We start from the raw sequence: 14,615 nt of genomic DNA, 5'->3' as shown, positions 1-14,615 counted from the left end.
AGTCAAGGCTAAGAGCACTTGCCAATTCGCAGAGGGAGATAGATGAACCTGCTCGCCACGGTGATGCCCGGGTTCCGCGAGGCTCGCATACCGCTCACGGTCGGCGCGCTATGGGTTCTTGCAGCGTTCCTGTTTCTGGGTCCCGCATGGGACGCGGTCTCCGACATGATCCCAGGTTTGCGTTGGCTGACAGAGCAACTCGCGGCGGTGCCACTGGTGTACATCATCGGCGGGCTCACGTTTGCTGCATATCTCATCGGGCTTGCACTGCAACCGCTCTCCGTAGGCGTAGCGCGGTGGCTGCTTAGGCCGTTCTATCGTGCGCAATTCGCTGACGCCTACCCGGAAGGAAAGCTGGCACGGGCAGTCTTCAGGTTCGTTCGACGCAGGATCGACGTGTCCGAGTATCTCGGTCCGGTCGGCGATGCTGTAATGAGCGTCTACGTAGCAGCCGGACTGCCCGCGAGCATGGCCCTGCATTACCCCAATGAACGCCTTGTCGCGAGGTTTGATGCGACCGCCCTCCAGCTTTGGAAGGCGGCGCCGGACCAGTACCAGGAGTATGACCGCCTGCGCGCCGAGCGCGATTTTCGACGTGCCATCTGGCTTCCGCTTGGTGCGACGGCAGCCAGCCTCGGACTGCTTCTCAGCTGGTGGATCGGCCTACTTCCCATGATCGTCGGGCTCGCCCTGCTGTATCAGAGCTGGCAGACGGACCATCGGCGAGCGGTCCTTATGGCAAACGCGTTGTTTCAGGGCCTCGTTCAAGACGCCGAACTGAAGTCGATGGTGCGAATCCTCGCGACACTGAGAATGCCTCGGGACTGGCGCGAGCACGAGTCGCTCCGATGCGCCGTTACAGCTGTGGCGTTCGCTAAAGTTGGTGACTTCGAGTCATCTGACGACCTGACATGGGAGGCCGCCGCGGCGACTCTTTCCGACGCCGTCCCTGAACTCCATCGCCTCGACACCTCCGCGAATCTTCAGACCCCTAAGAACCGACGGGCACTCGAGGGGGTGGCGAAACGGGTTCGTGACATCTTCCGTGCGAACGATGAGGAAGACGAAATTGCGGTATACGACGCCCGTCTCAGGAAGTATCTGAAGGCAGCGGAAGCGGCGGGGCGCACGGCGCCCGCTTGACTTGAACCTGCAGCGTAACTCGGAAAGCTCGCGCGGCAGCCGAATGACATCAGGTAGTTGTGGCAGGAACTACTTAGGGCCGTGATCATCGGCTGGGCGTCACTATCGATCTTCACCTCGATGCCCGCGGGCGCGGACTCGCTATCCTCCGCAGTCGGCGTGCAGGGGGCGAGAACTCTTGCAGCCAGAGTCGTTGCAAGAATCGCAGCGCCGATGCGGCGAAGAATAGAACATGCTTCAGCACCATCCACCAGCCAGTGGTAGGTAGACGCCAGCGGGACGTCACCCTGGACTTCGAGCACGGCGGTGCGTCGGCACCCACGGACGTCGACCGCAAGTGGGTCGCTGAGCGTGCTACTTCGGCGTGAGTTGCGGAGTTCCGAGCGTCCACCTCCGCCGGAGGCTGCGCCGGTCCTACGCCGCGAACGAACCAGCCGCGCACCGTCGTCCAAGATGTCTCCATTGCGCGCGTTGTCGTCGTCTTGCACCTTCGCGGTCATGGGTACGCATCGTCGAGTGAACGCGCAACATAGTCGCCGACGAGGGACCACCAACTGGAGTAGCGGTCTGCGCCGGAAAGCCCAAGTACTAGGGAGCCCTGCGGCATATCGGATTGGTCGGCAGCGATCGCAGCAATCTCGATGAAAGGAATGTCCACCTGGCTCGCGCTGAGGTCCGGCTCGTCGGCCAACCATCCTTGATGATCATGGCGGGGAGGCCTCAGTACGTCCAGGATCGCGGGAAGGGTCTGGCGGACGAGGTTGTCCAAGTCCTTGGAGTGACCGGGCTTCTCGAACAAAATCATCGAGACGCCGCTTCGCGCGCGGAGGGGCAGCAGGCCCGGGAAGCGGTGCTTGCGGTCCTCAAGGATCCGTCGAAGCCGTTGTTGGAACTCTTCGGACTCGCCCCGCTCAGGGATCGTCCCAAGATCAAAGATGTACGGGGAGTGGGCCAGGCGGGAGCGCGCAGCTCTCCACACGCCGAACCTGTCCACAGGTAGGTCCGTGAACAACGAAGAGAAAACGAGATCGACGTGCTTCTGTTGCCGGGCCTGATCGCGATAGTCGATCTGGTTCGCTATCTGCCGGAATCGTGCCCCCTGTTCCTCGTCATCGGGGTCGAATAGCGTCTGATAATCCAGCAATACGTCTCGTTCGAAGTCGTCGTAGAACGGGGAACGCCGACTCTCGCCGTAGACCGCTTTGTGAGGGTCCCACGCCTCTTCGAGATTGCTCGCCACGCGCAGATCGTGCAGCACGCTAGACCGGGGCTGCGCAGTGATCGAGATGCTCGCGCCCTGGGGTTCAACCACTTTCGTCACGGGCAGTGCATCCTCACCCCAGAAAGCAAGCGATTCAGGATCGTTGAGGGGACGTCCGATCCGGGCGAACAGCAACTTCACCTGCTTGTCGTCTCGGTACACGAGGCCCGTCAACTCGTCCAGCAACCACTTGCACGCGCTGTCGATACGTGCCCCGTTGCGTGAACCACTGTTCACGAAGATGTCGAGCGCGATGTCCGCCCGTGGCTTGGGCCAGTTTGTCTGCTTGCGCGCGTAGCTGGTGAGTGTGTCGCCCTCGAACGCGAGCCGTAGGGCTTGCCGCGCCTTCTCTTGTGACCCCCTCCGCATCTTCTTAGTTGGGGCCTCGGTCTTCACCGTCACACGAAGCGACGCCATCCGTCTGCGGTGCAGCCGAATGTGTTCGCCGGCATCGCTCTGCCAGAAGTGGGTCACAAATCGATTGTGAACCACACCGTCGACACGGCCCGCGGCGGACTCTGTGAGTCGACATCATTGCTGGGGTTCAGCCCTTCGCACGGCAGCGGAGGAGTGCTGTGCGAGGAGACGTCATCGCAACAAAGCCGAGATCGGCAGTCGACAACCGTCCCGACCATGACGACGGGGCAGACCGTGCGCGCGACTAGCGGCAATTCGCTATACTAACGTCCCGCGCGTCAACGATCCCACTCGCGTCACAGCGGGTCTATCCGCGCGTTGACCGGTGGCTGAGCGTGCGTGGAATCGCTTACGTGAGCCCCGGGCTGTCGTTGCGCGGGCAGGACGAGTCGTGCGTGGCGTCCAGTGCGCGTATACGCCGCTCGATGCTTTGCGCGATAGCGACTCCCTATGCGTACGACTAGCGACGCTTCGCCGGGCTGAGGCTTCCGAACGCGCTGCGCAGTCTGTCAACCTCCCGTGTCCGAACGACTCCGCGCAGTTTGACATCGCGCGCTGGCCACAACGGTGACCAGAAACCCTCCGAAGCGCTGTCATCAGCCGGTACTCATTCCCTAGAACGACCGCCGTGAGAACCGCCAACACACGGGGATTATCAGCGATTCGCCGCTCAGCCGAGATTCGCCTCGAGCCCGTCAGTTGTTCTTGGCGCGAGTCCGAAGCCCGACCCATCAGGAACCCACCTGAATCAGCCGCCAAGAACCACCACCGACCGGCTAAAATCGGATCAAGCGAACCGCCCGGTTCCCTGTAAACACAAGGGAATCCGCGAGTTCCCGAGACGATCGGCGGAGACCGGAAATCATCCGGATCCTCCGAGGGGTCGCAGGTTCAAATCCTGTCAGCCCGACCGAGAAAGGCCCGGAAACTCGAGAGAGTCTCCGGGCCTTCTGCATGCTCGGACCACCGCGTCGTCGTCGTTGTCGTCGCCGGAAGGCGGAGACGCGAGTACCTCGATGTCCGAAGCCTCGGGCACACTGCCGTCAACACGAACGAGTGAGGAGACGGCATGGAGTGGTTGGCGGCATTGGGGGCGGCAGGGATCACGGGGTTGCTCGCACTGGCGGGAACCGCGCTCCAGCATGCGGTCCCGCGGGAGCTCCGTCGGGCGCGGCAGTTGTCGACCGAGCTGGAGTCGATGGACGCGGAATCTCCGGCCGGCCGTCTGGCGACCGCGGCCCGAGATGATCTCGTCACCGCCGCGGTGATCAGGACCGTTGTAACGCCGTGGTCCCTGGCGAGAGGAATCACATACGCCCTGCTCGGAGCGGCGAGCACCCTGGCGCTCGTCGCCGTGGTGCCCCTGGTGCACGGGCTCATCGCGACGGCGAACCAGACGCCGGATCAGACCGCGACCCTGCTGACGCTGATGCTCGGCGGTAGCTCAGCCCTGCTGCTATTTATCGCACTCATCCCTGCCACCTCCTCCGACCGACAGCTCAGGGAGCTGAGGACACGCTTCCGCGCGAAGTGGGGCCTGCCGGATGAACTGCAGATGACGAGGTTCACGGACGACATACCCGCCCCGCGTGACGGGTCGGACTGACCTCCCGCCCGCGCAACGCCGTCCTCACGCCTGCCCGAAGGTGGCGGGGTCGACGGGCCACTGCGACTTGGGGACGCTATGCTCCAGCACTTGCAGGTACGACTCGGTGACGAGCTCGTCGACGACCTCGGGCTCGAGCGTGCCGCCGGCGTGCAGGCTGATCCAGTGCTTCTTGTTCATGTGGTAGCCGGGGGTGATGTCGGCGTACTGGCTGCGCAGCGCGTGGCTCTCCTCGGGGTCGGACTTGAGCGTGACGATGGCCTCGCCGGTGACGCCGGTCTGCAGCATGAACACCTTCCCGCGCACCTTGAACACGTCCCACTCCGGTCCGAACGGATGTGTCAGCTCCGCTCCGGGCAACTCCTCCGCGCGAGCCGCCGCGCGCTCGTGCAACGTCTTCCCGTCCATCGGGCCTCCTTCGCTCCTGTGAACCCTGGTCGAAACGCTCGGATTTCCGCGGCTCACCCCGGCCCGTCGCTGGTCGCCGCGAGCAGCGTCGCGATGATGTCGGCGATCGGGGTCGGGATGCCGTGGGCGCGACCGAGGCGGGAGATGACGCCGTTGCGGACATCCCATTCGAGGGGGCGCCCTGCGTCGCGGTCCGTCAGGATCGAGGTGCTCAGGTCAGCCGGGAACGCCCGGAACTTCGCCAGGATCTCGTCGGGAGCGGCGTCAGCGAGTCGTGCCCCCTCGGCGCGCGCGACGAGCAGGCCCTCCTGCAGATAGGCGCGGGTCAGGTCGGCGATGTCGTCCCGGGCGAACATGCCGGACCGCCGCCCGGTGAGGGCCATGAGGCCTGCGGCGGCGTTCTGGAGCAGCTTGCGCCACGCCACGGTCGAGAAGTCCGCGACCACCTCGATCTCGCAGCGCGTGCCCCGCAGCACCTCGACGATGCGATCGCTGCCTCGCGTCTCCGGCAGGGACAGCCTTGCCTCTCCACGCAGGCGCACAGACCCGTCCTCCTGCGCCTGGGCGGGGAACCAGACCACGGCCGGGAGGATCACCGTTCCCGGGGGCAGGTGCGGGGAGACCATCGAGACCTGTTCCACCCCGTTCTGCAGGACGCACACCACAGTGTTCGGACCGCACAGGACGGCGAGCCAGGGCGCGGCGCCGGCGATCTGGGTGGCCTTGACCGCCAGGAACACGACGTCGGCGGGATGGGACACCTCCGCCGGCTCGGTCCGCACCGGGCCCGGCACGGGGAGGCGCTCTTCTGCCACGACGAGTTCGAGCCCCGGGCGCGGCGTGCGGCCGTACAGCGCCGGCGTGCGCCCTGCCTCGTGGAGGGCGGCCGCGATCGTCGTGCCGATCGCGCCCGGTCCGATCACCGCCACCCTCGTCGCGCGAGCGGCGGGGGTCGTCTCACGTTCGGTCACGGCAACACGGTACCGTCTGCGTCCGCGGTCAGCGCATCACGGGGTCGGCGTCGCCGTCGAGGAAACGCTCCAGTTCGCGCAGGGTCGGTGCCGCCTCCCAGTCGCCAGGGGCGAGACACGCGACCGCGCCGCAGGCATTGGCGCGGCGCAGCGTCTCCTCCGCGGAGAGGTGTTCGAGCATCGCGCTGAGGTACCCCGCCACGAACGCGTCGCCTGCGCCCACGGTGTCGACCACATCGACGCGGAACCCCGCGCCCACGGTCGTGCCCGTCTCGTCGAAGACCGTCGCCCCCGCCGCACCCTGCTTGAGCACGGTCGTGCGGCACCCGTCCTCCCGCAGGAGCGCGGCCGCGCGCTCGGGGGAGCGCCCGGGGAACAGGATCGACAGCTCCTCGGCCCCGCCGAAGACGATGTCCGCACGGGCGGCGATGTCGCGCAGGAGCGGACCCGCCGTCGTCCGGCTCGCCAGCGCCGACCGGTAGTTGACGTCGAAGCTGACCACGACGCCGGCTGCCTTCGCGCGCTCGACGGCCGAGACGAGAGCGGCGTGCGCGGAGTCGGACACCAGGGCGGTGATCCCCGTGACGTGCAGGATCGCCGCCTCCTCGACCCATCCGGCCGGCAGGTCCGCGCTGCTGAGTCGGGACCCCGCCGAGCCGGACCGGTAGTAGTGCACGGCGGTCGTCGACGCGGTCGGACGCTCCTTGAGCATCAGCCCGGTCGGGGCGTCGGCGTCCGCGATCGCCCGCACGTCGATGCCCTCCGCGCGCAGCTCTCGGATCACCCGCGCGCCGAGGGAGTCGTCGCCGATGCGCCCCAGCCAGGACGCGTCGACCCCGAGTCGGCTCAGACCGACCGCGACGTTGCTCTCCGCTCCGCCGATGCCGAGCGACATGTCGCGCACGTGGCGGAGCGACCCTGTCTCGTCGGCGCGCACCAGCGCCATGGTCTCGCCGAGGGTGACGACGCGCACGCCGGTCATCGTCGGCCGCAGCGAGCGCGGTCGCGCAGCGGGCAGCGGTCCACGCCGCGGTCACCAGTCATGGATCGTCCCGTCCAGCAGCCGGTTCACCGGCAGGTACGCCTTGGTGTACTCGTGCGCCGCCGCGGCATCCTCGTCGAGTTCGACGCCGAGGCCCGGCTGCTCACTCGGGTGCAGGAAGCCCTGGTCGAACGTGAACGACGTCTGGAAGACCTCGAGCGTCTGGGCGTTGTGCGGCATGTACTCCTGGATGCCGAAGTTGTGGATCGCGAGGTCGAGGTGCAGCGCCGCGGCCATGCCGACGGGGGAGATGTCGGTGGGTCCGTGGATGCCCGACTTGATCCCGTAGATCGCCGCGAAGTCGAGGAGCTTCTTCATCGCCGTGATGCCGCCGGTGTGGGTGACGGCGGAGCGGACGTAGTCGATGAGCCGCTCGGTTATGAGCGTCTGATAGTCGAACACCGAGTTGAAGACCTCGCCGATCGCGAGCGGTGTGGTCGAGTGCTGGCGGACCAGACGCAGCGCCGTCTGATCCTCGCCGGGCGTGCAGTCCTCGAGCCAGAACAGGTCGTAGGGCTCGATCTCCTTCGCGAAGCGGGCGGCCTCGATAGGAGACATCCGGTGGTGGCCGTCATGCAGGATCCGCAGATCCGTGCCGAAGTCCTCACGGATCCGCGCGAACACCCCCGGCATGTGCGAGAGGTAGTTGCGGGTGTCCCAGGTCTCCTCGCTGGGGCGATCACCGGAGCGCTTGGCGGGCTCGTAGTCGTAGCGGACGCCCGGGCCGGAGGAGGAGACGCCGTAGATCTGACCGAGCCCCGGCACGCCGGTCTGCACGCGCACCGCGGTGTAGCCGAGCTCCTGGTAGCCGGTGATCGCGTTCTGCAGGGCGGCGTAGTCGGTGCCGGAAGCATGCGCGTACACGCGGACACCCTCCCTGCTCGCCCCGCCCAGCAGCTGGTACAGGGGCATCCCGGCTTTCTTGGCCTTGATGTCCCACAGGGCCATGTCGACCGCGGCGATGGCCGCCATGGTGACCGGGCCGCGGCGCCAGTACGGTCCGCGGTAGAGGTACTGCCAGGTGTCCTCGATCCGGTCCTCGTCCCTGCCGATGAGCATCGACGCGACGTGCTCGGAGAGGTAGGCGGCGACGGCGAGCTCGCGGCCGTTGAGCGTCGCGTCTCCCCAGCCGACGATCCCGTCGGAGGTCGTGATCTTGAGCGTGACGAAGTTGCGTCCTGGGCTGGTGATGGAGACGTCGACGAGATCGATGGTCATGGCGTGTGTTCCTCAGATGTGCGGGGTGCGGCCGCTCGGGTCGGCCGCACCCCTGGTCGTGATGGTCGGTGCGTCACATGGCGGAGCGCGGATCGGTGAGATCGCGCCCCGTCCACTCGGGTGCCCAGATCGCGGCCACCAGGGCGGACGCGGTGAACACACCCATCAGCACCATGACCGGGATGATGCTGCCGGTGGTCGCCGAGACCCAGGCCGCGACGATGATCGGTCCGATGCCGGTGGCGATGATGGCGGCGATCTCGCGCACCATGGCAGTGAGCGTGTAGCGGTTGCGGGCGCCGAAGATCTCCGGGATCGAGATGTTCTCCATCGACGCGAGACCGAGCACCGAGACGTTGTGGATGATCGCGTAGCCCACGAACACCCAGCCGAGCTCGGCGGTGTTGATCATCAGCAGCGTCGGCACGATCAGGACGAGCGACAGCGAGGTCATGATGATGTACATCCGGCGACGGCCGAAGCGGTCGCCCAGGAAGCCCACGAGGGGGATCGTCAGGAAGCCGATCAGCGAGGAGACGATGACCACCTCGGGGCCGACCTCCTTCGACATCGCGAGAGTGATCGTGATGAACGAGATGAGGTACGTCTGCACGAGACCGGAGTTGCCCGCCTGGCCGAAGCGCAGGAAGAAGGAGACGATGATCGCCTTGATCGGCTTGCGGTGCAGCGACTCGAGCGTGCGGATGTCGTTGGTCTCGGTGGCGAGCTTGACGACCTCGTCGCGCGAGAGGGCCTTGCCGTCGACCACGTCGGAGCGCTCCTCGAAGACCGGGCTCTCCTTCAGGCTGAACCGCACCCACAGGGCGAACAGCATGATCACGGCGCTGCCGATGAAGGGGATGCGCCAGCCCCACTCGATCACGTCGCTCTCGAGCATCACCGCGAGCAGGATCGCCCAGATCGCCGAGGCGAACAGCGTGCCGCAGTTGGTGCCGAGGGCGACCAGCGAGGCGATGATGCCGCGGCGGTTGTCCGGCGCGTACTCCGACAGCATCACGCCGGCTCCGGAGATCTCCGCACCGGCGCCGAAGCCCTGGGCGAGGCGGAGGATGACGAGGAGGATCGGGGCCAGGATGCCGACCTGCTGGTAGGTCGGCAGGAAGCCGATGAGCGTGGTCGCAGCGCCCATCAGGAGGATCGTGTAGAAGAGCACCTTGCGCCGGCCGATCTTGTCGCCGATGCGGGCGAACACGAAGGCGCCGATCGGGCGGGCGACGTATCCCACGCCGTAGGTGGCCATGGCGAGCACCACGGCCATGCCGGGGCCCTCATCGGCGAAGAACAGCTGGCTGAACACCAGCGCCGCCGCGAGCGAGTACAGCTGGAAGTCCATGAACTCCAGGGCGGTGCCGAGCCAGCCCGAGACGGCCGCGCGGACGAGGTCGCCCATCGAGCGCTTGGCGACCGGAGGCGTTGCGGGGGCGTCCACGCCGGGGACGGGGGAACTGCTCATCGGAATACTCCTTTGTAGTGATGTGCGCAGGGGCGCGGGGCAGCGGGTGACGCTAGAGGGCCAGCAGGACCTTGGCCGAGGCGGACGAGTCGCGAGCGAGTTCGAACGCCGCGACGGCATCGGCGGCGGGAAGGACGTGGGAGATCACGGAGTCGAGCGCGTCGGAGAAGGCGAGCATGCGAACCGCGTCGTCGATCTCGGTGGAGAACCGGAAGGCGCCCCGGATCGTCAGCTCCTTGGCGAGCATCGGGGCGAGGTTCACGCCGATGTCGGCGTTCGGGAGCATCCCGACCTGCACGACGGTGCCCGCGCGACGGGCCGCGCGAACCGCCTGGGTCAGCGCGACCGCGACGCCCGAGCATTCGAACACGACATCGAAGGACTCGTCGTCGATCGCATCACGGCCGACGAGGGCGGTCTCGGTCGCGCCCAGAGCCTTCGCGCGTTCGAGGGGCTCTTCCCGCACGTCGCTCGCCCCGATCACGGCGGCCCCGGCCTGCTTCGCCGCGGCGACGACCAGGAGGCCGATGGGGCCGGCGCCGATCACCAGGACGCGCTTGCCGGCCACGCCCTCGGCGAGGTTCACGGCGTGGATCGCGACGGCCAGCGGTTCGGCCAGCGCTGCGCGCTCGAGCGGCAGGCTCTCGGGCAGCACGCGGATCATCCGCTCCTCGACGAGGAGGAACTCCGACGCCCCTCCCTGACGGTGTGGGTCCGCCGCGGCGCTGCCGAAGTAGTCGCCTCCCGGTCGCAGATGGGGGCGGTCCTCGAGCCCGGGCACCTCGGGGCCGTAGCGCGCGGGGTGCACCGTGACCGGCGTGCCGGGAGCCAGACGGCCGGACGGGTCGAGGTCGACGACGCCGGAGAGCTCGTGCCCGGGGGCGAGCGGCTCGCGGATCGTGTACTCGCCGTTCGCGCCGTGGAAGTAGTAGTGCAGGTCGGAGCCGCAGATGCCCACGTAGTTCACGCGGAGCCGGACCTCGCCCGCGCCGGGAACAGGGACCTCGCGGTCCTCCCAGCGGATGTCTTCCTTGCCGTGGATGACGAGAGCCTTCATGGCTGCATCTCCTTCGTGAGGGTCTGGGACGCGTCGAGTGCATCCATGATCGCCGCGTCCACACCGCGACGCCGGATGACGTCGACCAGGTCGCCGACGCGGGCGATGAAGGCGTCCTGACCGGCCAGTTCCGTGCCGAACAGCTGCATGTCGGCGATCACGCGCCGAGCGAGGTCGTGGCCGTCCCGCGCGCTCGCCGCGGCGGCGCGCAGGCGCTCGCGAGCGGGGTCCGTCATGGCGGCGGCGTCCGCGCCCGGATCGAAGCCCGCCAGCGGGGCGAGGCACGACAGGTATCCGGCCACGGTGAGAGCGATCAGGTGCGGCATCTCGCCGCGGCCGAGAGCGAGGAGCGCAGGCTCGGGGATGCGCTGACCGAGCTTGACCGAACCGTCGGTGCCGACCTGGCTGGTGCGGTGGCCGAGGGCGGAGTTGCCCCAGCGCTCGAACAGCTGACTCTCGTACTCGCGGATGTCGACGTCCGACGGCATCCGGATCGACGGCTCGTACTCGCCGCGGAGCACCGCGAGCGCCGCCTGGGCGATCGGGTCGGTCCCGATCGCCTCAGGGATCGTGTGCGCGCCGCGCAAGGCACCCAGGTAGGCGATGAGGGAGTGCGTACCGTTGAGCAGGCGCACCTTCATCTGCTCGTATCGCCCGACCTCCGTGGTGAACACGGCTCCCGCGGCGTCCCATGCCGGACGGCCGCCCGCGAACCGGTCCTCGATCGCCCACATCGAGAAGGGCTCGGCCGGGACGGGGATCGCGTCGTCGGCGCCGAGCAGGTCACGCACCCGCGTGCGCAGCTCCGGTGTGGTGGCGGGGACGATCCGGTCGACCATGCTGGAGGGGAAGGTCACCGCGCGGTCGAGGAATGCGAGGGCATCGGCCCCCTCGGCGTCCGGCAGCTCATGCAGGAACTCACGCACCAGCTTCTCGGTGTGCTTGCCGTTCGCGGCCAGGTTGTCGCAGCTCAGGATCGACAGGGGAGCCCCGCCGGCGGCGGCGCGCGCCTGCACGCCGCGCGCGAGCTGCCCGATCGTCGTGCGAGGAGCCTCACCGCGCAGATCGGCGCGGATGCCGTCGTCGTCGAGGTCGAGGTGCTGGGTCGCGGGGGAGTAGCCGTAGCCGTTCTCGGTGACCGTGAGGGTGATGATGCGGATGTCGGCGTCCGCGATGTGAGCGACGACGCGCGCCGGCTCGTCCGCGCCGACGAAGGCATCCGTGTGGACGCCCGGAACGCTGAGCGAGATGCTGTCCGGGGCGATGGTCGCGACGGAGTAGCGCAGGTCCTGCGCGTGCAGGGCATCGACGACCGTGTGCGAGCGCGATGCGACGCCGATGATACCCCACGGGCCGTCGGCGGCCTGAAGCGCACCGCGCGTGTACACGGCCTGGTGTGCACGGTGGAAGCTGCCGAGCCCGAGGTGCAGGATGCCGGCACCGGAGGGTCTGCCCTGATCGGCGATGATCGTCATGTAAACGAGTGTGTAGCACTTGTACAAACTTGTCAACACGTTTCATCCCGGTGATGCATGATCATAGAGGGACAGCACGATCGGAAGGCGACAGTGACTTCGACATTGACGGATGTGGCCAAGCGCGCCGGCGTGTCCATCGCGACGGCATCCCGCGCGTTCGGCGAACCCGACAGGCTCGCCAACGGCACCCTCGAGCGCGTGCTCCAAGCCGCGAGCGATCTCGGCTACTCCACGCCGCAGGCCGCCACCGCCACCCGCACGTTCGGCGTCGTGGTGCCCGATGTCGCGAACCCCGTCTACGCGACGCTGCTCAAAGCGATCCAGGGACAGGCGTGGCACGGGCACCACCGCATCGTGCTGTTCGACGCGGATGAGGATCTGCGCCGTGAGCGCGAGCAGATCCAGCAGGCGCGCAAGCTCGACGGCATGCTGCTGTGCTCGCCGCGTCTCCCCGACGCGGATGTGCTCGAACTCGTCGGATCGACGCCGTGCGTCATCGTCAACCGGCAGATCGACGGGGCGCCCTGCGTGCTCATGGACACCGAGCACGGCCCCTCGCAGGCGGTCGAGCACCTCGCCGCGCTCGGACACCGGCACGTCGCGTATGCGTCCGGACCCCGCGGGTCGTGGGCCGACGCGCGTCGCTTCGACACCATCTCGCGCGCGTGCGAGAACCACGGCATCCGCCTCACGCGCCTGAGCCATCATGCCGCCTCGATCCAGGGCGGGAGGGCGGCCGCCGCCCCTGCCGTGGCGAGCGGGGCGACGGCCGTCGTGGCCTACAACGACCTCGTCGCGCTCGGACTGGAGGCGGGGATGCTCGAACTCGGGCGGAGATGCCCCGCCGACGTGAGCATCGTCGGGATCGACGACATCGACCTCGCCGGAGCCGTCACGCCGGGCCTGACCACGGTGCGGATGCCGATCGGCCGGAGCGGAGAGCTCGCGGTCGACCTGCTCCTCCAGGCGATCTCCGGTGTCGCGATCGGCGAGGTCGCGACACTCGGCTCCCAGCTCATCGTGCGCGCATCCACCGCGGCCCCCGCCGTCTGATCGAGGGCGTCCGGCGACGTCGGTCCCGAGATGGACTTGCGACCAGTTACGGCGCGCCCCACACCTCGGGGCGGGGCGACCCCATGGCGCGCCATTCGGCGGGCGTCAGCGCCTTGGTGACGGTGGGGCCGGAGTAGTAGATGGTCCCGCTGCCGTAGTTCTGCCACACGACGTCGTTGGGCAGTCGGGTGCGCACGACCGGTGTCGGGTTCCCCTCGGCCGTCCACCGAGCCCCGTCGATCGGCGAGCCGATGCCCGACGCGTAGTCGACGAGGAACGCGATGCTCGGGTGCCACGACAGTTTGACGAAGGTCTGATTCGGGCGCTTCTCGAAGGGCTGGTATCCCGATGCGGCCCACTCCGCTGCGGTGAGCGCGTGCTTCTTCCCGCCGACGTCCTGCACGAAGATCTGCCGGGAGTCCGCCCACTGGTAGTACGTGGATCCTTCGATCCAACCCGCCGTCCGCGGCTGGGGGTTCCCGGCGCGCTTCCACTCCGCGGCGCTCACGTGCTTCCAGACCCACCGGGACTTGTCCGTCCCGAACATCGTCACGGCGCTGATGGTCGGGGACCACGCGTACTTCACGTACTCCGTGGGTGCCGGGAGCGGCTTGGGGGCGCCGGCGGCCTGCCATTGCGCGAACGTGAGCGCGCGGACACTGGTCGCGGTGACGGCCCAGATGGTGCCGTCGTACTTCGCGATGTAGTAGCGGGTGTCCGCCGGGGGGATCCCCGGCCGGTCCGCCGGCAGGGGCGGGGCGACGAGAGTCTCCTGGACGCATCCGGCCAGGACCTTCTGGATCGCCGCCTTCTCGGCGTGGTCGACCGCCAGATTCCAGCGCCACTTCACCGCCACCCACTCCGAGACATACGTGCACCGGGCGGAGGGGAACGGAGAAGGCGGCAGCCAGGCCGCCGGATCCTTGTCGGCCTTCGCGGCGCTCGTCGCCACCGTCAGCATGGTGAGGGTGCGCGGGTCGCCGACGTCGTTCGCGAACGCCTCGCGCTGCGCTGCGGTCCAGGACCAGGCTCCCGACAGCCAGGCCTCCTTCAGGGCGACGAGGTGGTTCAGTTCCACCGCTGCCGGATCGATGTGGACGATGTTGTCGTAGTACGACTGCCACTGACCGCTCGCGACCGCACAGCCGTCGACCATGGTCGGGGGGACGTCGGATTCCTCGACCAGCACCTCCTGGGTAGTGATGCAGCCGTCTCCGTCGAGATCGCGCTCCTCTCGGAACAGGGTCCGGTCGAACGTCGCCGGTGAGGGGGCTTCCACGCGCAGCTGGTTCAGCACATCCGAGACGAGGATGTGCTCGCCAGGGACAGGAGCCGCGGCGGCCGCCGCCGGCGCAGACGCCGAGCCGATGAGCATGAGCGCGACGATCGCCGCCGTAAACCGAACGCGATCGCGCATGATTCTCCCCGTCGTGGGACTCCACCGTGGAGCCTCGCGCTCAGGATACACACAGGAATGCGTTCGTCCC

At 68.0% G+C, this 14,615-nt stretch carries 12 protein-coding genes; 3 read left to right on the top strand and 9 right to left on the bottom strand.

Annotated features, from left to right (window positions below):
• Positions 1-42: 42 nt before the first annotated feature.
• Complete coding sequence (locus tag F6A08_RS13600) at positions 43-1,143, top strand: hypothetical protein (protein WP_151459691.1); 1,101 nt, start codon at positions 43-45, stop codon at positions 1,141-1,143.
• Between the two features lie 496 nt (positions 1,144-1,639).
• Here F6A08_RS13600 and F6A08_RS13595 read toward each other — a convergent pair whose 3' ends face one another.
• Positions 1,640-2,878 carry a hypothetical protein gene (locus F6A08_RS13595; RefSeq protein WP_151459690.1) on the bottom strand — a complete coding sequence of 413 codons (1,239 nt, stop codon included), beginning with the start codon at positions 2,876-2,878 and terminating at the stop codon, positions 1,640-1,642.
• Between the two features lie 1,012 nt (positions 2,879-3,890).
• Between F6A08_RS13595 and F6A08_RS13590 the strand changes: the two genes are divergently transcribed.
• Positions 3,891-4,427, top strand: a complete 537-nt coding sequence (locus tag F6A08_RS13590) for a hypothetical protein (protein WP_151459689.1) — start codon at positions 3,891-3,893, stop codon at positions 4,425-4,427.
• Positions 4,428-4,451: 24 nt separating this feature from the next.
• Here the strand turns inward: F6A08_RS13590 and F6A08_RS13585 are convergent, their stop codons facing one another.
• The 7 genes from F6A08_RS13585 to F6A08_RS13555 form a co-directional block, all read right to left on the bottom strand.
• Complete coding sequence (locus F6A08_RS13585; RefSeq protein WP_151459688.1) at positions 4,452-4,835, bottom strand: MmcQ/YjbR family DNA-binding protein; 384 nt, start codon at positions 4,833-4,835, stop codon at positions 4,452-4,454.
• A 53-nt stretch (positions 4,836-4,888) separates the two neighbouring features.
• Positions 4,889-5,806: an oxidoreductase gene (locus F6A08_RS13580; protein ID WP_151459687.1), complete on the bottom strand. Its 918-nt coding sequence runs from the start codon at positions 5,804-5,806 to the stop codon at positions 4,889-4,891.
• Between the two features lie 28 nt (positions 5,807-5,834).
• On the bottom strand, positions 5,835-6,788 hold the full coding sequence (locus F6A08_RS13575) for a sugar kinase (RefSeq protein ID WP_151459686.1): 954 nt from the start codon (positions 6,786-6,788) through the stop codon (positions 5,835-5,837).
• A 51-nt stretch (positions 6,789-6,839) separates the two neighbouring features.
• A complete protein-coding gene (manD, locus tag F6A08_RS13570) occupies positions 6,840-8,066 on the bottom strand; it encodes a D-mannonate dehydratase ManD (RefSeq protein WP_124895783.1) in 1,227 nt (408 codons plus the stop codon).
• 73 nt (positions 8,067-8,139) lie between these two features.
• A complete protein-coding gene (locus tag F6A08_RS13565; RefSeq protein ID WP_017202888.1) occupies positions 8,140-9,540 on the bottom strand; it encodes an MFS transporter in 1,401 nt (466 codons plus the stop codon).
• 52 nt (positions 9,541-9,592) lie between these two features.
• Entirely contained in the window at positions 9,593-10,597 is a 1,005-nt protein-coding gene (locus F6A08_RS13560) for an L-idonate 5-dehydrogenase (protein ID WP_151459685.1), read from the bottom strand.
• Positions 10,594-12,072, bottom strand: coding sequence for a mannitol dehydrogenase family protein (locus F6A08_RS13555; protein WP_151459684.1), 1,479 nt, complete (start codon positions 12,070-12,072; stop codon positions 10,594-10,596). The genes F6A08_RS13560 and F6A08_RS13555 overlap by 4 nt, the downstream gene beginning before the upstream one ends.
• A 93-nt stretch (positions 12,073-12,165) precedes the next feature.
• Between F6A08_RS13555 and F6A08_RS13550 the strand changes: the two genes are divergently transcribed.
• Entirely contained in the window at positions 12,166-13,128 is a 963-nt protein-coding gene (locus F6A08_RS13550) for a LacI family DNA-binding transcriptional regulator (protein ID WP_026049813.1), read from the top strand.
• Between the two features lie 46 nt (positions 13,129-13,174).
• Here the strand turns inward: F6A08_RS13550 and F6A08_RS13545 are convergent, their stop codons facing one another.
• The gene (locus tag F6A08_RS13545) at positions 13,175-14,545 is read right to left on the bottom strand and encodes an HNH endonuclease family protein (protein WP_151459683.1); all 1,371 of its coding nucleotides are present in this window, start codon (positions 14,543-14,545) and stop codon (positions 13,175-13,177) included.
• Positions 14,546-14,615: the final 70 nt, after the last annotated feature.

This window comes from Microbacterium algeriense (assembly GCF_008868005.1).
Taxonomy (GTDB): domain Bacteria; phylum Actinomycetota; class Actinomycetes; order Actinomycetales; family Microbacteriaceae; genus Microbacterium; species Microbacterium algeriense.
Note: the sequence above shows the minus strand (reverse complement) of the source record. Positions and strands in the feature narration are given on the sequence as shown.